Raw genomic sequence first — 20,392 nt, 5'->3', positions numbered from 1 at the left:
GGCTCTGGAGGGTCCTGGCCCGGCCCCGGGGAAGGCCCGGCCCGGTTCGGCCCGCACCGGACAGCGAGGCCGCCCCGGACCGAGGCGACCCGGACGGCCAGGCCGACCCGGGACGGCCCAACCCGCGTACGGTCACCCCCGCCCCGCCACATCCGGCTCACGCGTATACGGCTCACCCGCACCGCCCGGATCCGGCTCACCCGCACCGCCCGCGTCCGGATCGCCCGCGTCGGCCCCATGCGAAGCCGCCCCCGGCGCCGTTCCGAACGCCCGCCTCCCCAGCAACACCATCGCCGCGGGCAGCAGCACCCCCCGGACCACGGTCGCGTCGATGAGGATCGCCACCGCCATGCCCACGCCGAGCATCTTGTACTCGATCGCCGAGAGGGTCACGAAGACCGAGAACACCCCCGTCATGATGACCGCCGCACTGGTGACCACCCCGGCACTTCCCCCGATGCCGCCCACGACCGCCGCCTTCACCGGGCCGGCGGACCAGCGCTCGCGGATCCTGCTGAGGATGAAGATGTGGTAGTCCATGCTCAGCCCGAACAGGATGATGAACATGAAGAGCGGAATCCAGCTCACCACTCCCCCGTAGGACTCGAAGCCCAGCACCGACTCCAGCCGCCCGCCCTGGAAGACCCACACCAGCACCCCGTAGGCCGCCCCGATCGACAGCAGGTTCAGCGCGATCGACATCAGCGCGGTGGCGAACGAGCGGAACGCGGCCAGCAGCAGGACGAACGCCAGGGCGAGGACGAAGGCGAAGACGGCCGGCGTCCGCTCCCCGACCTGGCGGGCGAAGTCGTACGGCATGGCGGTCCGGCCGCCGACCGCGTACGAAACACCGGCGACCTTCCCCACGGTCGCGGGCAGCGCCCGGTCCCGGAGCAGTTCCAGTGCCCGTACGGAGACGGGGTCGGTGCCCTTTCCGGCCAGCGGCACCCGTACGACCAGCGCGTCCCCGACCGGGGAGAGGGTGATCGGCTCCCGCAGCGCCCCACCGCTGTCCGCGGCCTCGGCGCGCAGCCGTTCCACGGCCTCCCGTACCGCGGGCCCGTCCTCGGAGATCACCACCCGGGCGGGCGCGGGCGCGCCGGGGAACGCCTGCTGCATCCGCAGACCCGCGTCGACGGCCGGGGACACCCCGGGCCGCAGGCTCTGCGTCTGCGCCGCGTCCTGGAGGTGGATGCCGAAGGCGGGCAGCGTGAGCACGATCAGCGCGAGCACCCCCGCGCACCCCGCGACCAGCGGCCGTTCCACGACCGCCGAGGCCACCGAGGTCCAGATCCTGGACTCGCCCGCGGCCGTCCGCCGCCGCCCGAGCCAGGGGACCCTGGCCCTGTCGACCCGGTCGCCGAGGGCGGTCAGCAGTGCGGGCAGCACGGTCAGGGATCCGAGCACGGCGAGACCGACGACCAGGAGCGTGCCGAGGGTGAGCCCCTTGAACACATCGATGCCCGTGAGCAGCAGACCGGTCATACACACCATGACGGTGAGACCGGCGACGGCGACGGCGTGCCCGGAGGTACGGGAGGCGATGGCGACGGCCTCCGTCACGGAGCGCCCCGCCGCGCGCTCCTCCCGCACCCGGCGCAGGGTGAAGAGGGAGTAGTCGATGCCGACCGCCATGCCGACGAGCAGCACGATCGCGGAGGCGGCGCTGTTGAACGGCACCCATCGAGAGGCCAGTTCCAGCAGGCCGAAGGCGGCGATGACCGCCGTCGCGGACAGCAGCAGCGGAATCCCCGCGGCGATCAGTGAGCCGAAGACGCAGACCAGGATCAGCAGGGTGAGCGGGAGCGAGGTGGTCTCGGCGCGGTCCATGTCGCCCTGGATGCCCTCGTTCACCGCCTGGGAGAGGCTGCGGTCGCCGGCCTGGACGACCGTGGTGTCCGGGTGCCGGTCGCGTACGCGGTCGACGGCGGCCACGACGGTGTCGTAGTGGGCGTCCAACGACTCGTCCGGGCCCCGGACGTCCAGGGTGACCAGGTGGGAGCGGTCGTTCTCGGAGACCCAGCGGCTTCCGTCGGGGCCGAGCGGGGAGCCGATGGACGCCGCCGCCTCGGGGGTCCGGCGCAGGGTCTCGACGAGATCGGCGGTCGCGGCCCCGCGCTGTTCCTCGGTGGCGGCCTGGATCAGGATGTTCTCGCGGACCGAGGCGCCCGCCCGCTGGGCGTCGGCCATCAGCTGGGCACGGCCCGCCTCACCGGGGTCGCTGTGCCGGGCCGGTGTGCCGCCGAGCAGGGCGCTCGACAGAACGGCGGCCAGCACGAGGACCAGCCAGCAGATGATCGCCCGGTAGGGACGGCGGGCCGACCAGATGGACAGGGTCTCGACCGCCCGGGCCGGCCCCTTGATCGCGCGGGTCGACGTCCTGATCGTACGGGCCGGCCGGGAGCGGCCGGATTTGATTCTGGGCAGCATGAGCTGCTCTCCTTCATTCGGAGGGTCGTTCCCGTGGAGTTCGCCGAGAGGCGATGTGGTACGGCTTTTCCGTTCCTGGGCCGTGGAGTTGCCGCTCCGCGGCCCAGGTCTTTCCCCGGCCGGATCGAACGGGACCGGACGAGGACGGGGATGGAATGGGGATGAGGTCAGGGGGGGCAGGGGTGGGGGTGGGAAGAGGAGAAGGACGACGGGGGCCGGTGGGGGCTACTCGACGTCCTTGAGGATCTTCTCCAGCGCGCCGGTACGGCCCTGGAGTTCGGTGACCCGCCCGGTCAGCTCGCTGAGCTGCCGCTCGGTGCGCTGCTGGCCCGCCGACATCTGCTCGGCGAGCTGCTTCAGCGTCTCCTCGCGGGCGCGTGAGCGGCGGCCCCCGGTGAAGTGCCAGACGGTCAGGGTGACGACGATGATGACCAGGCAGAACAGCCCGATCGTCCCGATGATCTCCTGCCATTCGTGCTCGTTCATGACAAAACCCCCTGCCCCTCGGTGTCCTGGCGGTCCGTGCCGTCCCCGGCGTTCCGGTCCCCGTGCGTGCGGCTGTCTTCACTTCCGCCCCGGTCCGCTCCGGGCGGAACACTGTCCGCCCCGGCTGGTTCATCGCCCTCCGGGGGCGGGTCGCCGTCCCGGCCGAGCGTGTCGACCGCGATGGCGACGTTCCGCGGTGTCAGCTCGACCGCGAACGGTCTGACCTCGTAGTACTTCATGGCTTTTCCGTCCTCCGACAGTTCGAGGCGGGACGACACCAGGCCGGCCGCTTCGAGCTTCTTGAGATGGACCTGGAGCAGGGCCCTGCTGATGCCCAGTTCCCTGGCCAGCCGGCTGACGTAGTTGCGCCCGCCGCGCGTCAGCGCGGCAACCACCCGCAGCCGGTGGGGATTGGAGAGCGTGGCCAGTACACGCACCAGCTCGTCGCCCTTGGGTACGGGCGCGCTCATGGCGGCTTCCTCATGCAAAGAAAAATTAGCAGATGCCTATAACGTCAGGCAGGTTCGAGGGCGGGAACCGGGGACATCTCCGGGCTGTCTCGGGGTCGGCTCCGGGACGCGGGGCCCGCGCCGGGGTCGCCGGCACGGGTCCGGCGCCGGGCCACCGACGCACAAGGACCCGGGCCCCGGTCGCCCGCGTACCTCCGTACCGGCGCGCGGCCGTCCCGGGGTCTCCCCGGCGCCAACACCCGTGGCCAGAGGCCCGTATCGCCTCCCGTACCAGCGCGAGGGGACGGCCCGGAACGCCCGGTTCGGCGCTTCTCAGGCCGCCGGCGCGGAGAGCAGCGGGCTCTTGTTCCGTACCAGCCACTGGCGGTACGCCGCCGCGCCCGACGCCACATCGCGGTACGCCGCCTCCAGGTCGGCGTACGCCGTCTCGTACGACTTCCCCGAACCGGGCGGTGAGAACAGCAGCAGCCGTACGGCGAGAGGGTCGCCGCGCAGGGGGCGGATCACCATGTCGTCACGCGGTCCCGAGGTGGGCTGGCAGGGTGCCACCGCCTCACCGACGGCGATCAGGGCCGCCGCCGTGTGGTAATCCCCGTGCAGTACGGGCGGATCGAGCCCCGCCGCGGCCAGAACGCGGCGCAGCCCGTCCCATTCGCCGTCCACCGTGGGGTCCACGATCCAGCGGTCCCCCGCCAGATCGGACAGTTCCACGACGGGCTCGGCGGCGGCCGGGTGATCGCGTGCCATGGAGACGAACTGGGGCTCGCGCTCCACCAGCACACGCACCGACAGCCCTTCGGGTACCAACAGCGGGCAGCCCTCCACCTCGTGCACGAAGGCGACGTCGAGCTGGCCCGCCGCGACCATTCTGAGCAGCGCGTTCGCCGAGACGTCCATATGGAGGGAGATATCGGTGCCGGGCAGCCGGCGGCGCAGCCGGCCGAGCCAGCCGGGGAGCGCGCGGCTGGCGGTGGAGCCGATACGCAGCCGGGGCCCGCCCGACCCCGATGCGAACGCCTTGGCCTCGGCGACAAGGGCGTTCATCTCGGTCACGAGGGGCCGGGCGCGGCTGAGGACGGCACGGCCCACCGGGGTCGGCCGGCAGCCGGTGCGCTCCCGGATGAAGAGTTCCGCGCCGAGCGAGTGCTCGATACGGCGCAACTGCGTGGTCAGGGACGGCTGGCTGACGCCCAGCCGGCGGGCGGCCTTGTGCAGGCTGCCCGTGTCCGCGATGGCGCACAGGGCGCGGAGGTGCCTCACCTCGAGCTCCATGTCCGAAGAGTAGGGCCGCACCAACAGCCACACCAGACACACAGATTCGGGCACAGGGGACGGACGCGGACAGGCTCCGGCGACGGATCCGCGAACGGTCGCGGTGTCGGCCGGAGACGGACGCGGCGTCGCATGAGGAAACGGACGCGGGGCGGCTGAAGGGCGGAAACGGGGGCAACCGGCGGTGCGGAAGGGGGTGATGAGCCGGTGCTATCGGCGGTTGGCATCATCCGCGAGCGGGGTCTGCACCCCGAAAATCGGCCGTACCGAACCGTTCACCGGACGAGTAAGGAGCCCCCCATGCGCAACCCCACGACCCTGCTCTCCGCGGCACTGGGACTCGGCCTCGCGGCCGCTCTCGGCGCCGTGCCCGCGACCGCGTCGGCCGCCGAATCCCCCGCGGCGGCCGCCCGGCCCGCGCCCTCCGCCCACGCGGCCTACGAAGGGTCCGCCGAGGACGCCAGGGCGACCAGGGCCTTCTTCGAGGCCGTTCTGGACTCGGTCGCCGCCAAGCGCGCCGCCGCCCCGGGCGCCCGGATGGTCACCGTCACCTACAACGCCTCGCGCGCCCCCAGTTTCCGCAGCCAGATAGCCCGCAGCACCCAGGTCTGGAACAGCTCGGTCGCCAATGTCCGGCTCCAGGAGGGCAGCGGGGCCGACTTCACCTACCGCGAGGGCAACGACCCGCGTGGCTCGTACGCCAGCACCGACGGCCGCGGACGCGGCTACATCTTCCTCGACTACCGGCAGAACCAGCAGTACGACTCGAACCGTGTCACCTCCCACGAGACCGGTCATGTGCTGGGTCTGCCGGACAACTACCGGGGCCCGTGCAGCGAGTTGATGTCGGGCGGCGGGCCCGGGCCGTCCTGCCGCAACGACACTCCGAACGCGCGGGAGCGCGCCAGGGTCGACGCCCAGTGGGCAGGCGCGCTCGCCGCCGCGGTCGCCCGCGCCTCCTGAGCCCGGCAGTGCCACTGAGGGCCGCTGTTCCGGGTCCCGGTGCCACCGGCCTTGGGAGGGGCCGCACCGGACAGCCCTGACGGCCCGCCCACGGGCCCGCGCTCCGGCGATCCCGGCGACCCCGGGTGAGGGACGGAAGCGGCGCCCGTGACACGAGGGGCGCCCCGCCACGACCGGCGGGGCGCCCTTCGCCGTATGCCGGTCCCTTACTCCGGCCGGCCACTGCGGGAGCCGCCCGCCGCGGACGGCGGGCGCCCGGGAAGCGCGGGCCCGAGGGGAGGCGCGTACCCGGGAAGCGCGCGGCCCGGACAGGGCGGGCCGGGAGGTGGCCCCGGAGGCCGTACGCCCCGGACGCCGCGCGGATGAGCCGTCCTACGGACGGGGCCGTGGTGCGGATGAGCCGTCGTACGAATGGCCCGTGGTACGGATCCGGCCGCGCGACCCGGTGGCGTACGGACCAGGGGCGTACGGACCTGCGGGCCTACGGTCGGGGCGGCGGACGCACCGACCGGCTCATGGGCAGCGCGGGCTCAGGACTCGGCTCAGGCGTCGACCGGGGCCCGGACGCCCAGTTCGGCGCCGGACGGCAGCTGTTTCTGGAGCCGGTCGAGCGCGTCGTCGAAGTCTCCCCCGGCGACTCCGGACTCATACGCGGCCCCGCGGTAGTGCAGGGTCAGATTGAGGTCCGCCCGATCGAGCGATCCGTCGGGCAGCGGTTCGCCGAGGGTCAGCAGACAGCTCAGCGTCGCCCGGTGGACCGAGCCGTCGGCATGAACGGGAAGCGGCATGTCCCATTCCAGTACGCAGGACGAGAGCACTCCCTCGACCCCGATGCCCTCCAGGGCGGCGAAGGTCGCCCCTTCGTACCCAACACCCCTGATGCGCGTGCACAGTTGACGTCCGCGCGCCGCGATCGTGACCGCTTCCGCGCCACGCCGATCGCGGTACCAGCCCGCCCAGACTTCAGTCGACTCCGATGACATGGCGCGGACTGTAGCGCTACGGCGGCCTCCGTCGGACATCCGGGATACCTCAACGGGGCAAACCGACCCGATGGACCCCCCTGCGGAGCTTCCGGACCCCGGGCCGACGACCGCGCGCACGACCCGAACCAGGCCATCGAAACCCCGGATCCACGCAGGTACGAAGCGGACCCGCACACGGACCACGGAGGCTCCGGAGCCGGACGGTTCCAACGCGCGCCGACCCCCTCGGCGCCCCACCGGGCCCGCCCGCTCACGGCGACGACCCGGCGACCGGACCATCCGGCCCGGGATCTCAGCCCGCGGCGGAACCCGGCCCCGGAGCCGCACCGGAATCCGTACCGGGCCCGGTACCGGCGCCTGTTTCCGGACTCGTGGAAACCGCCGCGCCGGGCACTTCCACCGGATGGCGGTCCTCTGCCGCGGAGTACTCGGCGCACTCCTCGTTACGGCAGGGGCCGGGCTCCCAGAGGGGGACGAACGCCCCGAGGGTCTTGTGTCGCTTGATGACGGTACCGACAGGCTGTCCGCACGCCGGGCATCTGTACTCGACCTGCGGGCGGCGGACGGTCCGACGTCCTTCGCTGCCCATGGCCCCAGGATATGGCGGTACGACCGGACCGGACAGTCCGGTGACGGCCCGGCCGCGCCGGAGCGGTGGTCCCGGACCGCCCTCCGGTGCCCGGCCTGGTCCCCGTGGCATCCGGTACGGCGGGGTCATCTGCTGCGGCGGGTGACGAACTCCGCCAGAGCCAGCAGATCGCCCGCCGCTCCCGGGTCCGGCACCGCCCGGGACAGTTCCTGGACGGCCCGTGCCATCCGGTCCGCCGCCTGGAGCTGGGCCCAGTCACGGCCGCCGGCCCTCTCCACCGCCTCGGCCGCCCGCCGTACCGCCGACCCCGTCATGGGGCCTCGGTACAGCTCGGCCAGTTCGGCGCCCGCCCGGGTGCCGGAGGTGAGGGCCGCGACCACGGGCAGCGACTTCTTGTGCGCGGCGAGATCCGCTCCGGCGGGCTTGCCGGTACGGCCCGGATCACCCCAGATGCCGATGAGATCGTCGATCAGCTGGAACGCCAGCCCCGCCTCCCGGCCGAACGCGTCCATGGCGGCCGTCTCCTCCTGCCCCGCGCCCGCGTAGAGCGCCCCGAGGGCACAGGCACAGCCCAGCAGCGCCCCGGTCTTGGCGGTCGCCATGGTCAGGCACTCGTCGAGGGAGACCTCGTCCGGGGCACGCTCCTCGAACGCGCAGTCCGCCTGCTGGCCCGCGCACAGCTCGATCACACAGGCCGTGAGCCGCTCGGACCCCGCCGCTGCCGCCGGGTGCCGGTCCTCCGCGAGGAGTCTCAGCGCGAGGGCCTGGAGCGCGTCGCCCACGATGACGGCGTCGGGGGTGCCGAAGACCGTCCACGCGGTGGGGCGGTGTCTGCGGGTGGGGTCCTCGTCGATGACGTCGTCGTGCAGCAGGGTGAAGTTGTGGACCAGCTCCACCGCCGCTGCCGCTCGGACGGCCCGCTGCGGATCACCGCCGAGCGCACCGGCCGAGGCCAGCACCAGCGCGGGCCTGATGGCCTTGCCCGCGGAGCCGGCGGACGGGGTGCCGTCGGCGTGCTCCCAGCCGAAGTGGTACTTCGCGACACGGCCCAGGGAGCCGGGCAGGGAGTCGACGGCGGCCCGGAGCCGGGGATCGACGACTTCACGGGTGCGTTCGAGAAGGGCGAGGGCCTCACGGCCCTCGACGGCCTCCGACATGGTCAACAGGGCGGTCCTTTCCGGATGCTGTGACGACGGTGGGGACGGGTCCGGGCGGACACGGGAATACGGGACCCCGCCTCACCGCACACCAGCGCCGGGCACAGCGCGCCGGAGCCCCGGCCGGAGCGGGACGGTACGGGAGTAGGCGGGTACGGGGTAGGCGGGTACTGGGTACGGCTTCGCCCGGCCGGGGGCGGGTGACGGCGGTACGGCCCCCGGCCGAGCGTCCCCGGCGCTCGGTGCCCGGTCAGCTCCAGCGGCTCACCTCCACGTTCTCCAGGACGCCGAGGGCGTCGGGGACCAGGACGGCGGCCGAGTAGTACGCCGTGACCAGGTAGGAGATGATCGCCTGCTCGTCGATGCCCATGAAGCGCACGGACAGGCTGGGCTCGATCTCGTCCGGGATACCGGCCTGCTGGAGCCCGATGACGCCCTGCTCGGCCTCGCCCGTACGCATACAGATGATGGAGGTGGTCCTGGCCGCGGTGACCGGGATCTTGTTGCACGGGAAGATCGGCACCCCGCGCCAGGCCGGTACATGGGTGCCCGCGACCTCCACGCTCTGAGGCACGAGCCCGCGGCGGTTGCACTCGCGGCCGAACGCGGCGATGGCCTTGGGATGGGCCAGGAACAGCTTCGATCCGCGCCGCCGTGACAGCAGTTCGTCCATGTCGTCGGGGCCGGGCACACCGTCGTGCGGCTGGAGGCGCTGCCCGTAGTCGCAGTTGGCGAGAAGGCCGAACTCGCGGTTGTTGACCAGCTCGTCCTCCTGGCGCTCACGCAGCGCCTCGACGGTCAGCCGCAACTGCTGCTCGGTCTGGTTCATGGGCTGGCTGTAGAGGTCGGCGACCCGGCTGTGGACCTTGAGCACGGTCTGGGCGACGCTCAGTTCGTACTCGCGCGGCGCGGCCTCGTAGTCCACGAAGGTGTGGGGCACCACGGCCTCGCCGACATGGCCGGCGGACAGATCGATCGCCGCTTCGCCGTACTTGTTCGTCCGCTGGTGGGGAACGGCGGCCAGCCCGGCGAGATGTTCCCGCAGCGAGTCGGCGCGCCCCGCGAGGTTCAGTACGTCGTACCTGCTGAGCACCAGGACCGTGCACGCGGTCGCGGCACGGGCGGTGTAGTCCCAGGTGGCGTCGTCGTCGACGAGGGACGCCTCGCCGAAGTAGGAACCGTCGGCGAGGACGCCGAGGACGGCCTCGTCCCCGTACGGCCCGGTGCCGATCTTTTCCACCCGGCCGTGGGCGAGCAGGAAGACACGGTCCGCGGCCGTGCCGGCGTCGGCCAGTACCTGGCCTGCGGCGAACTCCCGCTGCTCGCAGCGGTTCGCCAGTTCGGCGAGCGCGTTCTCGTCGCCGTACCCCCGCAGGGCCGGCAGCTCGCCCAGCTCCGCGGGGATGACCGCGACCCGGTCGCCGGTCTGGACGAAGGTGACGCGCCCGTCGCCCACGGAGTAGGTCAGACGGCGGTTCACCCGGTAGGTGCCGCCCTGCACCTGGACCCACGGCAGCATGCGCAGCAGCCACCGTGAGGTGATCTCCTGCATCTGCGGGACGGACTTGGTGGTGGTCGCGAGGTTCCGCGCGGCAGCGGTGCCGAGGCTCTGCTGCTCCGGCGTCTGCTGCTCGCGGACTTCGTCGCCGACAGAGCCGACCGAACCAACCGACATATGACTCCCTCTCGATCATGGTCTGATCGCAGGCCGACCACCGGTCTGACCTGCGGGAGAAAAGCCTTCCAGCACGCAGAGTCCCCCCGCCATTACACAAATGGATGGGACTAGTTCACCGCCGCCGGGGCACGACCCGCGGAATCGGGCGATCCGCCAGGAGGCCCGACCGGAGCTGACCGGATCGGATCGCACACATTCCGAACACGCCTCTCCAGTACGGCAGTTGGGGTAAAAGCGCTGCTACGGAATATTCCGTAACCAATCTCCTCGCACCACAGGGAGCCGGTCATGTCCTCACCCATGTCCGCGAGCAGGTTTCTCGACGCGCTGCGCGCCGAGGGGCTGAAGGTCGTCCAGGTCGGCGACTGGCGCACGCACAACCGCAACCACAAGGGCCCCTGGGGCCCCGTCCACGGCGTCATGATCCACCACACCGTCACCCAGGGCACGGCCCGCACCGTCGCGCTCTGCCGCGACGGCCGCGCCGACCTCCCCGGACCGCTCTGCCACGGTGTCGTCGCGAAGGACGGCGCCGTACATCTCGTAGGCTACGGCCGCGCCAACCACGCGGGAGCGGGCGACGACGACGTCCTGCGCGCCGTCATCGCCGAGAAGGCGCTCCCCCCGGACAACGAGCGCACCGCCGACGGCAACCGCCACTTCTACGGCTTCGAGTGCGAGAACCTCGGCGACGGCCGGGATCCCTGGCCGGCCGTCCAGCTCGAAGCCATCGCGAAGGCCGCCGCCGCGGTGTGCCGGGTCCACGGCTGGAACTCGCGCTCGGTCATCGGCCACCTCGAATGGCAGCCCGGAAAGATCGACCCCAGGGGTTTCACCATGGCCTCGATGCGGGAGCGCGTACAGAACCGTCTGAAGTAGCCGCCCACACTCCTGGCGCGCCCACCGGCCACGCACCCTCCGACGTCTCGCCGGAGGTCCCCGCACGGCCGCGGAGTCACAATGGCGGCATGCCCCCGGAAGCGCTCGACCTCACCACCGCCCTGCGGCCCCGGCTGCCGTCGCCGCTCCAGCCGGTCGAGGACGAGCGCTTCTCCCGCCACGGCGTACGTCTCCTGCTCAAGCGCGACGATCTGATCCACGCCGAGCTACCGGGCAACAAGTGGCGCAAACTCGCGCCCGGCCTGCGCGCCGCCGCCGGCCGCCCGGTGCTGACCTTCGGCGGCGCGTACTCCAACCATCTGCGGGCGACGGCCGCCGCGGGACGGCTGCTGGGCCTGGCGACGACCGGTGTCGTGCGCGGCGACGAGCTGGCCTCCCGCCCGCTGAACCCCTCCCTCGCCCGGTGCGCGGCCGACGGTATGCGCCTGGTCTTCGTGGACCGCGCGACCTACCGCCGCAAGGACGACCCGGACGTGCTCGCGCGGATCCTGGCGACGGCCGGGCGGGACCCCGGGGACACCTTCGTCGTCCCCGAGGGCGGCAGCAGCGCCCTCGCCGTCCGCGGCTGCGCGGCCCTCGGGCGGGAGCTGCGCGGGCACGCCGACGCCGTCGCGGTCGCCTGCGGAACGGGAGGGACCCTCGCGGGGCTGGCCGCCGGTCTCGCCCCCGGCACGCGCGCGATCGGCTTCCCGGTACTGCGGGGCGGCTTCCTGGCCGCCGGTACGGCACGCCTCCAGCGCGAGGCGTTCGGCCGCCGGACCGGCGACTGGACGCTCGACGAGCGCTTCCATTTCGGCGGATACGCCCGTACACCGCCCGAACTGCACCTGTTCGCAGATGAGTTCGAAACGCGCCACAACCTGCCTGTGGAACGACTGTATGTGGCCAAAATGCTGTACGGACTGACCGTCCTCGCCGCCGAGGGGGCGTTCGCGCCCGGCACCACCCTCGCCGCGGTGGTCACGGGCCGGCCCGAGCCGTCCGGGCAGGCACCGGAGGGCGCGCCGCCCACGGCCGGGCACACCCTCCCGCCGGACCCGAACCCGGACTCCGACCCGGATTCCCGTACAGCACCACCGGCCCCGGGAGCAGAACCGGGGGCCGGCCCGGAATCGGAACCGGCAGGACCGCTTCCCCGCGTGCCCCGCCATCCCTGTCAGCTGCCCCGCCATCCCCGTCAGGACGAGTCCTCGTCCTCCTCGCGATAGGCCGCCGCCTCCTCCAGATCCAGCCGCCGCAGCAGCGTACGCATCATCTCGTCGTCGATCCGGCGTTCGTCGCGCAGCCGGACGAAGACCTCCCGCTCGACTCCGATGACCTCCCGCGCCAGCCGCCGATAGGTGTCGTCCGCCGACTCCCCGGTCCGCTCGTTCACCGTCCCGAGCCGCTCCCACACGGAGTTCCGCCGCCGTTCCATGACCGTCCTCAGCCGCTCCTCCAGCGGCGGCGGCAGGCTGTTGCGCTCGTCCGCGAGAAGTTCGTCCAGCCGTCGCTCGGCCGCCTGGGACGCATCGCTCTGGGCCTGCGCCTCGGCCAGGGTCTCGGTGTAGGTGTCGCGCTGCGGCAGTCTCAGCGCGCGGATCAGCGCCGGCAGGGTGAGCCCCTGGACGACCAGGGTGCCGATGACGGTGGTGAAGGTCAGGAACAGCACCAGATTCCGCGCGGGGAACGGATCCCCGGCGGAGGTCACCGCGGGGATGGAGAACGCGATCGCCAGGGACACCACCCCGCGCATCCCCGCCCAGCCGACGATCACCGGGGCCCGCCAGTCGACGCCCGGCTCCCGCTCCCGGATCCGCCGTGACAGCCGTCGCGGCAGAAAGGTGGCCGGAAAGACCCAGACGAACCGCGCCACCACCACGAAGACGAAGATCCCGACCGCGTAACCGAGGGACGAGCCGACCCCGTAGTCGCCGAGCCCGTCCAGGACGTACGGCAGCTGGAGCCCGATCAGCGCGAAGACCGAGGACTCCAGGACGAACGCGACCATCTTCCACACCGCGGCCTCCTGGAGCCGGGTCGCGAAGTCGACCTGCCAGGAGCGGTGGCCCAGATAGAGCCCCACGACGACCACGGCGAGCACTCCGGACGCGTGCACCTGCTCGGCCGCCGCGTAGGCGACGAAGGGGATGAGGAGCGAGAGCGTGTTCTGGAGGAGGGGCTCCCGCAGATGGGTGCGGAGCCAGTGGATGGGGACCATCAGCAGCAGACCGACGGCCACTCCCCCGAGGGCCGCGACGGCGAACTCCCCGATGCCGTCGGCCCAGCTCGCGCCCACACCGACGGCCGCGGCGACGGCGACCTTGTAGGCGGTGATCGCGGTGGCGTCGTTCACCAGGGACTCGCCCTGGAGGATCGTGGTGATCCGGTGCGGGAGACCGAGCTTCCGGGCGATGGCGGTCGCGGCGACGGCGTCGGGCGGCGCGATCACGGCGCCGAGGACCAGCGCGGCCGTCAGCGGCAGCCCGGGGACGAAGAGGTAGGCGAGATATCCGACCGTGAGCGTGGCGAAGAGCACATAGCCGACGGAGAGCAGCGCCACGGGCCTGATGTTGGCCCGCAGATCGAGATACGAGCTGTCCAGCGCGGCCAGATGCAGCAGGGGCGGCAGCACCAGCGGAAGCACGATGTGCGGATCGAGTGTGTAGTCCGGCACCCCGGGGAGATATCCGGCGACCAGCCCCGCGGTGACCAGGAGCAGCGGTGCCGCAACGGGGGTCCTGCGGGCGGCTCCGGCGATCGCGGTGCTGACCGCGACCAGCGCCACCAGTGACAATGCCTCCATACGCGTCCCTCATGTCGCCGTGTCGGTACGTCGTGCCGGTGCATTGTGCCGGTGCGTTGTACCGGCAGGTCGAGTCAGCACTTCGTTCGGTGTGCCACATCAGCAGGTCGTGCCGGTACGCCGGATCGGTGCGGCCACCGGTCCGTACACCCGGCCCGGCTCCGGCGTCGCGCCCGCCGCCGGGACCGCCGTGAACGCGCTCCACCGGCGCCGTAACCTGGCCATCATGAGTGAGTGTGCGCACGCGACGGCGCTGCCCCGCCCGGAGCCCGCGGCTGTGTCGGCGACCTGTCCGAAGTGTCTGGCCACGGGCACGGACCCCGTCCATCTGCGGCTCTGCCTCGTCTGCGGCCATGTGGGCTGCTGCGACTCCTCGCCGCTCAGGCACGCCAGTGCGCACTTCGCCGAAACGGGACATCCGGTGATGCGCAGTTTTGAGCCGGGAGAGAACTGGCGGTGGTGTTTCGTGGACGGTTCGCTCGTCTGAAACACGGGGATTGATCGTCGTAGGCGTGGGTACGTCAACCCTCCATCGCTTCCCCTCAATTGGGACCGGCAGACCTCTAGCCACTGTGTGTACTCATATGCCTACCATGAGTGACAGTGACCATCGGGGTCCCTGCGACAGGGCACCATGGATCGCGATAGCGTCGCCGGGCAAGTACCGGCTACGTAAAGACTGCGTACCGACGGCCCCGGGGACCTTTCCCCCGTGGCCCCGAAAGAGCTTGTGTCACCTTGGAGGTGAGGGTGTCCCAGATCGCTGGCGAGCCCGGGACCCAGGACTTCGTGGAAGTCCGGCTGCCCGCTGCGGGTGCCTATCTGTCCGTGCTGCGTACGGCCACGGCCGGTCTCGCAGCGCGCCTGGACTTCACCCTCGACGAAATCGAGGACCTTCGCATCGCCGTGGACGAGGCGTGCGCGATCCTGCTTCAGCAGGCGGTCCCCGGTTCCGTCCTCAGCTGTGTTTTCCGGCTCATCGACGACTCGCTGGAGGTCACGGTCTCCGCCCCGACGACCGACGGCCGGGCGCCCGAGCGCGACACCTTCGCCTGGACGGTGCTCTCCGCGCTGGCCGGCAAGGTGAACTCGTCGGTCGCCGACGACCGTACGGTCTCGATCAGCCTGTACAAGCAGCGCGGCGCGGGACCCGGGCCGGCGTGAGGGACGGGGACGGTCCGGTGTGGAACGAGGACGGTCCGGTGCGGAACGAGCCGCCCGCGGTGCATGACATCCCGGAGCAGCACGCCCGGCCGCACCCGGTGGACGGACTCGACGGCCGGACGGCGGCGGAGCAGGCGCAGGCTGGGGGTACGCCCCCCGGCGCTGCCGGTGGTACCCCCGCCCAGGCGAAGCCCTGGGGGAAGGCGGCCCACATGAGCGAGCACGTGCAGGAACAGAAGCAGCACGACCCACACGACCGCAGCGGGGCGCGCGCGATGTTCATCGAGCTGCGCACGCTGCCGGACGGGTCGGCGGAGAAGGCGGAGCTGCGCAATCAGCTGGTACGCATGCATCTGCCGCTGGTCGAGCATCTGGCGAGACGGTTCCGCAACCGGGGCGAGCCGCTCGACGATCTGACCCAGGTCGCGACGATCGGCCTGATCAAGTCGGTGGACCGGTTCGATCCGGACCGCGGGGTCGAGTTCTCGACGTATGCGACGCCGACGGTGGTGGGCGAGATCAAGCGCCACTTCCGTGACAAGGGCTGGGCGGTACGGGTGCCGCGCCGGCTCCAGGAGCTGCGGCTCGCGCTGACGACGGCGACGGCGGAGCTGTCCCAGCAGCACGGGCGCTCCCCCACGGTCCACGAGTTGGCGGAGCGGCTCGGCATCTCGGAGGAGGAGGTCCTGGAGGGCCTCGAGTCCGCGAACGCGTACTCCACCCTCTCCCTGGACGTCCCCGACACGGACGACGAGTCCCCCGCGGTCGCGGACACCCTGGGCGCGGAGGACGAGGCGCTGGAGGGGGTCGAGTACCGCGAGTCCCTCAAGCCGCTGCTGGAGGACCTGCCGCCCCGCGAGAAGCGCATCCTCCTGCTGAGGTTCTTCGGCAATATGACCCAGTCGCAGATCGCGCAGGAGGTCGGCATCTCGCAGATGCACGTCTCCCGGCTGCTGGCGCGGACGCTCGCCCAGCTGCGCGAGAAGCTGCTGGTCGAGGAGTAGGAACGGACCGGTCCGCGTAGGCCCTCCGGGGCCTACGCGTCACGGAGGGCCGAGCGCCGCCGGGGGTTACGCGTCGCGGGGGCCGGCGCCGCGGATGCCGAGGGCCTCGGTGGTCGTCGGGTTGACCAGGAGCACCAGGCCCGTCACGGCGACCACCGCCACGACGATCCCGAGCGGAATCAGCGCGCCGGACGAACGCAGCAGCGTCCAGGCCGGGATCAGGGCGATCAGATGGGTGATGAGGGCGGGGCCCCGGCTCCAGCTGCGACGGCGGAGCAGACCGCGCGCGGCGGCCAGCGGGAGTGCGCCGAGGGCGATGAGGGTCACTCCGCCCATCTCCGCCTGCGACGGGCTGTCCGGGCTGCCCAGCAGGCCCATCATCAGCATCCAGACGCCGTAGGCGACCAGTGCCAGGCCCTCCAGGCCGGACACCGCCGCCGCGGCGGCCAGGCGGGCAGGGCGGGGGGTCTGGTCAGTACTCACCCCAGCAGGGTAGCCGCCGGGCCGCCTGGGCCGGCGGTCCCGGTCCCGCGGTCCGGCATCCGGGGCACAGCTCCCGGTGGCACCCGAGTCCGCGCGTGGACAGGCGGAACCGGCGACCGTATCCGGACAGGCAGCGCCGTCGGCCCGGATACGGCAACGGGTGCCCGGACCGGAACCCGGGACCGGTCACGGAGGCGTACCGGAACACCGTCCGGGCGCGGAGGCGGACCCCGCCCCGGGATGTGGGCGCGCAGGCCGGACCGGCACGGGAAGCCGGACCGCGCCCCCGGTTGGGCAGAAGGGCCGGAACCGGAACGCGGGACGGGCGAGGTGCCCGCACAGAAGGTGCCGCAGGGGCTGCCGGGGCCGTATCAGGGCTTGTTGGGCATGGGGCGTACGACGGCTCCCCAACCGGCGGAGAGGGCCCGGACACCGGCCCCCGAGGCCCCGGGGACGCACGGCCGACGGCCCCCGGCGAACGGACCGGGGCCGTACACCCTGAGGGTGGGGCGGGTGCCGGAACTGGGTACGCTGCACCTCATGCGCGCACTCCTCGTGGTCAACCCGGCAGCAACCACCACCAGTGCTCGCACCCGCGACGTACTCATCCACGCGCTCGCCAGTGAGATGAAGCTGGAGGCCGTGACCACGGAGTACCGGGGCCATGGCCGCGATCTCGCGCGGCGGGCCGCCGAGAGCGAGAACATAGACCTGGTCGTCGCCCTCGGAGGCGACGGAACCGTCAACGAGGTCGTCAACGGACTGCTCCACAACGGTCCCGACCCCGCCCGTCTGCCCCGTCTCGCCGTCGTTCCCGGCGGCTCGACCAATGTCTTCGCCCGTGCGCTCGGACTGCCGAATGACGCCGTGGAGGCGACCGGCGCGATTCTGGACGCGCTGAGTCAGCGCAGCGAACGGACGGTGGGACTGGGATTCGCCTCCGGCACCGGAGGAACGGCGGACGAGGGAGTTCCGGGGCGCTGGTTCACTTTCTGCGCGGGATACGGCTTCGACGCGAGTGTGATCGGCCGGGTCGAACAGCAGCGGGAACTCGGAAAGCGTTCGACGCATCCTCTTTATGTACGCCAGGTGGTCCGCCAGTTCCTGGACTATCCCCACCGTCGGCGCGGCACGATCACCCTGGAGCGCCCGGGCGCGGACCCGGTCGCCGATCTCGTGGTGTCGATAGTGGCGAACACCTCACCCTGGACCTACCTGGGCAATCGCCCGATCTACGTCTCACCGAAGGCGTCCTTCGACACCGGTCTCGATGTGCTCGGACTCTCCCGGCTGTCGACGGCCGCGGTGACCCGCTATGCCACCCAGCTGCTCCGGTCGAGCCCGGAACGCGGCCCTCACGGCAAGCACGCGGTCACGCTCCATGACATGACGGACTTCACCTTGAATTCAAAGGTCCCACTCCCCTTTCAGATGGATGGTGACCACCTCGGACTGCGCACGAGCGTGACGTTCACAGGCGTACACCGTGCACTGCGTGTGATTGTGTGAGTAGAAGGGTCGAAAGACCTTTATCTCGAACGTACGGACTGCCATCCACCCCATGGAAGTACGGCTGTGACCTAGTCGACACCGAGGAATCAAAAAAAAGTTTCCAGAAGGGGTTGTATCCGTCGCCGAGGTTTGCGAGTCTCTTCATGGCGATCGGGACGGCCCGCAGAACACGGCCTCCACAGACCGCCGGAACCCCTCCTCGAACCCAGGACCACGCCAGCATGCTTGGCTGTCGGCCCTTCCCTTGTGGGGGGATTCGTGAAAGCGTTCACATTCACAAGCAACCGCACGTAATATCAAGGAGAGGTAGCAGCCATGGACTGGCGTCACAACGCCGTTTGCCGCGAGGAAGACCCCGAGCTCTTCTTCCCCATCGGCAACACCGGTCCTGCGCTGCTGCAGATCGAGGAAGCCAAGGCCGTCTGCCGTCGCTGCCCCGTCATGGAGCAGTGCCTGCAGTGGGCGCTCGAGTCCGGCCAGGACTCCGGCGTCTGGGGTGGCCTCAGCGAGGACGAGCGCCGCGCGATGAAGCGCCGCGCCGCTCGCAACCGGGCGCGTAACGCCAGCGCCTGATCGCCACCGCGACGAGCCCGAGGCATCCGGCGGCGCGTACAGCGAGTACGCACTCACCGCCACGAGCCGCAGCGCGCAGCAGAAAACCCACAGCATTCGAGCCCCGGAACGTAGCTCATACGTCCCGGGGCTCGCTGCTGTGCGCGGCCCACTCAGCGGCCGGCCGGGGCCGGGCTATTTCTGGGCGCGTACCGGGATGTCGAGTACGACACGGGTGCCACGGCCCGGCGCCGGAACCGGGACCATGTCGAAGGTCCCGCCCAACTCCCCCTCCACCAGCGTCCGTACGATCTGGAGGCCCAGATTGCCCGTGCGTTTGGCGTCGAAGCCCTCGGGCAGTCCCCTGCCGTCGTCCTGGACGGTGATCAGCAGCCGGCTCTGCTCGCGCTGGTCCCCACGGACGGCCGAGACCTCCACCGAGCCGCGCTCACCGGGCGGGAAGGCGTGTTCCAGGGCGTTCTGGAGCACCTCGGTCAGCACCATCGCGAGGGGGGTGGCGACCTCGGCGTCGAGGATGCCGAAGCGGCCGGTGCGACGGCATTCGACCTTGCCGGGTGAGATCTCCGCCACCATCGCGATGACCCGGTCGGCGATCTCGTCGAACTCCACCCGCTCGTCGAGGTTCTGTGAGAGCGTCTCGTGCACGATCGCAATGGAACCCACCCGCCGTACGGCCTCGTTGAGCGCCTCCCGGCCGCGTACGGAGTCCATCCGGCGTGCCTGGAGCCGCAGCAGCGCGGCGACCGTCTGGAGGTTGTTCTTCACCCGGTGGTGGATCTCCCGGATGGTGGCGTCCTTGGTGATCAGTTCGCGCTCGCGGCGGCGGAGTTCGGTCACGTCCCGCAGGAGTACGAGGGAGCCGATCCGGGTGCCCTTGGGTTTGAGCGGGATGGCGCGCAGCTGGATGACCCCGCCGTTGCCCTCGACCTCGGTCTCCCGGGGCGCGTAGCCGCTGGCCAGCTTGACCATGGCCTCGTCCACGGGGCCGCGGGAGGGGGCGAGTTCGGCGGTGACCTGGCCGAGGTGGTGCCCGACGAGATCGGACGCGAGACCGAGCCGGTGGTACGCGGAGAGGGCGTTGGGGCTCGCGTACTGCACGCTCCCCTCCGCGTCGAGCCGGATCAGTCCGTCGCCCACGCGCGGGGAGGCGTCCATGTCGACCTGCTGCCCCGGGAAGGGGAAGGCGCCGGCGGCGATCATCTGCGCGAGGTCGGACGCGGACTGGAGATAGGTCAGCTCAAGCCGGGAAGGGGTACGCACGGTCAGCAGATTGGTGTTGCGGGCGATGACCCCGAGAACCCGGCCCTCACGGCGCACCGGGATGGATTCGACGCGTACGGGCACCTCCTCGCGCCACTCCGGGTCGCCCTCGCGTACGATCCGCCCCTCGTCGAGCGCGGCGTCGAGCAGGGGGCGCCGGCCCCGGGGCACCAGATGACCGACCATGTCGTCCTGGTAGGACGTCGGGCCCGTGTTGGGCCGCATCTGGGCGACGGAGACATAGCGGGTGCCGTCGCGGGTGGGGACCCACAGGACCAGATCGGCGAAGGAGAGATCGGAGAGCAGCTGCCACTCCGACACCAGCAGATGGAGCCACTCCAGATCGGAGTCGCTGAGGGCGGTGTGCTGGTGGACGAGGTCGTTCATGGAGGGCACATCTGCGAGCGTACCCGTGGTTCTGGTGGTGAAGTCTGGTGCGGATGAGGCTCGTGGTGAAAAATGAGAGTTCAAACTGGGGTCCGCAGATGCATGGACATCGGTGAATGGTCTAGTCCACAATAAAGGAGTCAAGAGCTTCCACCCTCCCCGCACAGGTGGGTGGAACGAGGAACCGGCGCTCTCTGCCCTGACTGCGTCGCGACCTCCCCCACGGCCGCGCGGGCCCGCACACCTGCCGGCCGGAGCACTCCGGGCTGCGGTGCCGGACGGGTTGAGGGTCC

The 20,392-nt window shown here is 71.5% G+C and carries 17 protein-coding genes and 1 pseudogene; 8 read left to right on the top strand and 10 right to left on the bottom strand.

All coding sequences use genetic code 11. The annotated features are described in order from the left end of the window. Window positions 1-132: 132 nt before the first annotated feature. The 4 genes from ACIBCM_RS11740 to ACIBCM_RS11725 all read right to left on the bottom strand — a co-directional run bounded on the left by ACIBCM_RS11740 (window position 133) and on the right by ACIBCM_RS11725 (window position 4,658). Window positions 133-2,430 (bottom strand): MMPL family transporter, encoded by a 2,298-nt coding sequence (locus tag ACIBCM_RS11740; RefSeq protein ID WP_399241860.1) that lies wholly within the window; start codon window positions 2,428-2,430, stop codon window positions 133-135. A 225-nt stretch (window positions 2,431-2,655) separates the two neighbouring features. Beyond that, a complete protein-coding gene (locus ACIBCM_RS11735; RefSeq protein WP_399241859.1) occupies window positions 2,656-2,916 on the bottom strand; it encodes a hypothetical protein in 261 nt (86 codons plus the stop codon). Next, entirely contained in the window at window positions 2,913-3,386 is a 474-nt protein-coding gene (locus ACIBCM_RS11730; protein ID WP_399241858.1) for a helix-turn-helix domain-containing protein, read from the bottom strand. The genes ACIBCM_RS11735 and ACIBCM_RS11730 overlap by 4 nt, the downstream gene beginning before the upstream one ends. A gap of 312 nt (window positions 3,387-3,698) precedes the next feature. Further along, window positions 3,699-4,658 (bottom strand): LysR family transcriptional regulator, encoded by a 960-nt coding sequence (locus ACIBCM_RS11725; protein ID WP_399241857.1) that lies wholly within the window; start codon window positions 4,656-4,658, stop codon window positions 3,699-3,701. Window positions 4,659-4,958: 300 nt separating this feature from the next. On the opposite strand from ACIBCM_RS11725, the gene snpA reads away from it, so the two are divergent. Continuing rightward, window positions 4,959-5,621, top strand: a complete 663-nt coding sequence (gene snpA, locus ACIBCM_RS11720; protein WP_399241855.1) for a snapalysin — start codon at window positions 4,959-4,961, stop codon at window positions 5,619-5,621. 542 nt (window positions 5,622-6,163) lie between these two features. Here snpA and ACIBCM_RS11715 read toward each other — a convergent pair. The 3 genes from ACIBCM_RS11715 to ACIBCM_RS11705 form a co-directional block, all read right to left on the bottom strand. After that, entirely contained in the window at window positions 6,164-6,604 is a 441-nt protein-coding gene (locus ACIBCM_RS11715; protein WP_399241854.1) for a DUF6304 family protein, read from the bottom strand. Between the two features lie 717 nt (window positions 6,605-7,321). Further along, a complete protein-coding gene (locus ACIBCM_RS11710; protein ID WP_399242103.1) occupies window positions 7,322-8,353 on the bottom strand; it encodes a family 2 encapsulin nanocompartment cargo protein polyprenyl transferase in 1,032 nt (343 codons plus the stop codon). Window positions 8,354-8,603: 250 nt separating this feature from the next. Then, window positions 8,604-10,028, bottom strand: a complete 1,425-nt coding sequence (locus tag ACIBCM_RS11705; RefSeq protein ID WP_399241852.1) for a family 2B encapsulin nanocompartment shell protein — start codon at window positions 10,026-10,028, stop codon at window positions 8,604-8,606. Window positions 10,029-10,319: 291 nt separating this feature from the next. On the opposite strand from ACIBCM_RS11705, the gene ACIBCM_RS11700 reads away from it, so the two are divergent. Together ACIBCM_RS11700 and ACIBCM_RS11695 are read left to right on the top strand one after the other, a co-directional pair. After that, a complete protein-coding gene (locus ACIBCM_RS11700) occupies window positions 10,320-10,910 on the top strand; it encodes an N-acetylmuramoyl-L-alanine amidase (RefSeq protein WP_399241851.1) in 591 nt (196 codons plus the stop codon). A gap of 89 nt (window positions 10,911-10,999) precedes the next feature. After that, a pseudogene (locus ACIBCM_RS11695) lies at window positions 11,000-11,911 on the top strand (1-aminocyclopropane-1-carboxylate deaminase/D-cysteine desulfhydrase); the annotation flags it as partial. A 197-nt stretch (window positions 11,912-12,108) separates the two neighbouring features. Here ACIBCM_RS11695 and ACIBCM_RS11690 read toward each other — a convergent pair. Next, a complete protein-coding gene (locus ACIBCM_RS11690) occupies window positions 12,109-13,716 on the bottom strand; it encodes a Na+/H+ antiporter (protein ID WP_399241850.1) in 1,608 nt (535 codons plus the stop codon). A gap of 226 nt (window positions 13,717-13,942) precedes the next feature. Here ACIBCM_RS11690 and ACIBCM_RS11685 point away from each other — a divergent pair, with 226 nt between their 5' ends. The 3 genes from ACIBCM_RS11685 to ACIBCM_RS11675 all read left to right on the top strand — a co-directional run bounded on the left by ACIBCM_RS11685 (window position 13,943) and on the right by ACIBCM_RS11675 (window position 15,884). Further along, window positions 13,943-14,203 (top strand): UBP-type zinc finger domain-containing protein, encoded by a 261-nt coding sequence (locus tag ACIBCM_RS11685; protein ID WP_399241849.1) that lies wholly within the window; start codon window positions 13,943-13,945, stop codon window positions 14,201-14,203. A gap of 263 nt (window positions 14,204-14,466) precedes the next feature. Beyond that, the gene (locus tag ACIBCM_RS11680) at window positions 14,467-14,880 is read left to right on the top strand and encodes an anti-sigma regulatory factor (RefSeq protein ID WP_361529373.1); all 414 of its coding nucleotides are present in this window, start codon (window positions 14,467-14,469) and stop codon (window positions 14,878-14,880) included. Further along, window positions 14,877-15,884, top strand: a complete 1,008-nt coding sequence (locus ACIBCM_RS11675; RefSeq protein ID WP_399241847.1) for an RNA polymerase sigma factor SigF — start codon at window positions 14,877-14,879, stop codon at window positions 15,882-15,884. Before ACIBCM_RS11680 ends, ACIBCM_RS11675 begins: the two co-directional genes overlap by 4 nt. A gap of 66 nt (window positions 15,885-15,950) precedes the next feature. Here the strand turns inward: ACIBCM_RS11675 and ACIBCM_RS11670 are convergent, their stop codons facing one another. Further along, window positions 15,951-16,367, bottom strand: coding sequence for a hypothetical protein (locus tag ACIBCM_RS11670; RefSeq protein WP_399241846.1), 417 nt, complete (start codon window positions 16,365-16,367; stop codon window positions 15,951-15,953). Window positions 16,368-16,907: 540 nt separating this feature from the next. Between ACIBCM_RS11670 and ACIBCM_RS11665 the strand changes: the two genes are divergently transcribed. Continuing rightward, window positions 16,908-17,876 (top strand): diacylglycerol/lipid kinase family protein, encoded by a 969-nt coding sequence (locus tag ACIBCM_RS11665; protein WP_399241845.1) that lies wholly within the window; start codon window positions 16,908-16,910, stop codon window positions 17,874-17,876. A gap of 318 nt (window positions 17,877-18,194) precedes the next feature. Beyond that, complete coding sequence (locus ACIBCM_RS11660; protein ID WP_003953983.1) at window positions 18,195-18,452, top strand: WhiB family transcriptional regulator; 258 nt, start codon at window positions 18,195-18,197, stop codon at window positions 18,450-18,452. Window positions 18,453-18,626: 174 nt separating this feature from the next. Here the strand turns inward: ACIBCM_RS11660 and ACIBCM_RS11655 are convergent, their stop codons facing one another. Then, a complete protein-coding gene (locus tag ACIBCM_RS11655) occupies window positions 18,627-20,099 on the bottom strand; it encodes a sensor histidine kinase (protein ID WP_399242101.1) in 1,473 nt (490 codons plus the stop codon). Window positions 20,100-20,392: the final 293 nt, after the last annotated feature.

Source organism: Streptomyces sp. NPDC051018, from assembly GCF_044456085.1.
Taxonomy (GTDB): domain Bacteria; phylum Actinomycetota; class Actinomycetes; order Streptomycetales; family Streptomycetaceae; genus Streptomyces.
This window is presented reverse-complemented; position numbering and strand designations above follow the sequence as displayed.

Coding starts and splice junctions, on each gene's coding strand:
- ACIBCM_RS11700 (WP_399241851.1), top strand. CDS start 10,320: ATGTCCTCACCCATGTCCGCGAGCAGGTTTCTCGACGCGCTGCGCGCC.
- ACIBCM_RS11725 (WP_399241857.1), bottom strand. CDS start 4,658: ATGGAGCTCGAGGTGAGGCACCTCCGCGCCCTGTGCGCCATCGCGGAC.
- ACIBCM_RS11660 (WP_003953983.1), top strand. CDS start 18,195: ATGGACTGGCGTCACAACGCCGTTTGCCGCGAGGAAGACCCCGAGCTC.
- ACIBCM_RS11740 (WP_399241860.1), bottom strand. CDS start 2,430: ATGCTGCCCAGAATCAAATCCGGCCGCTCCCGGCCGGCCCGTACGATC.
- ACIBCM_RS11715 (WP_399241854.1), bottom strand. CDS start 6,604: ATGTCATCGGAGTCGACTGAAGTCTGGGCGGGCTGGTACCGCGATCGG.
- ACIBCM_RS11710 (WP_399242103.1), bottom strand. CDS start 8,353: ATGTCGGAGGCCGTCGAGGGCCGTGAGGCCCTCGCCCTTCTCGAACGC.
- ACIBCM_RS11705 (WP_399241852.1), bottom strand. CDS start 10,028: ATGTCGGTTGGTTCGGTCGGCTCTGTCGGCGACGAAGTCCGCGAGCAG.
- snpA (WP_399241855.1), top strand. CDS start 4,959: ATGCGCAACCCCACGACCCTGCTCTCCGCGGCACTGGGACTCGGCCTC.
- ACIBCM_RS11735 (WP_399241859.1), bottom strand. CDS start 2,916: ATGAACGAGCACGAATGGCAGGAGATCATCGGGACGATCGGGCTGTTC.
- ACIBCM_RS11690 (WP_399241850.1), bottom strand. CDS start 13,716: ATGGAGGCATTGTCACTGGTGGCGCTGGTCGCGGTCAGCACCGCGATC.
- ACIBCM_RS11655 (WP_399242101.1), bottom strand. CDS start 20,099: ATGAACGACCTCGTCCACCAGCACACCGCCCTCAGCGACTCCGATCTG.
- ACIBCM_RS11685 (WP_399241849.1), top strand. CDS start 13,943: ATGAGTGAGTGTGCGCACGCGACGGCGCTGCCCCGCCCGGAGCCCGCG.
- ACIBCM_RS11665 (WP_399241845.1), top strand. CDS start 16,908: ATGCGCGCACTCCTCGTGGTCAACCCGGCAGCAACCACCACCAGTGCT.
- ACIBCM_RS11730 (WP_399241858.1), bottom strand. CDS start 3,386: ATGAGCGCGCCCGTACCCAAGGGCGACGAGCTGGTGCGTGTACTGGCC.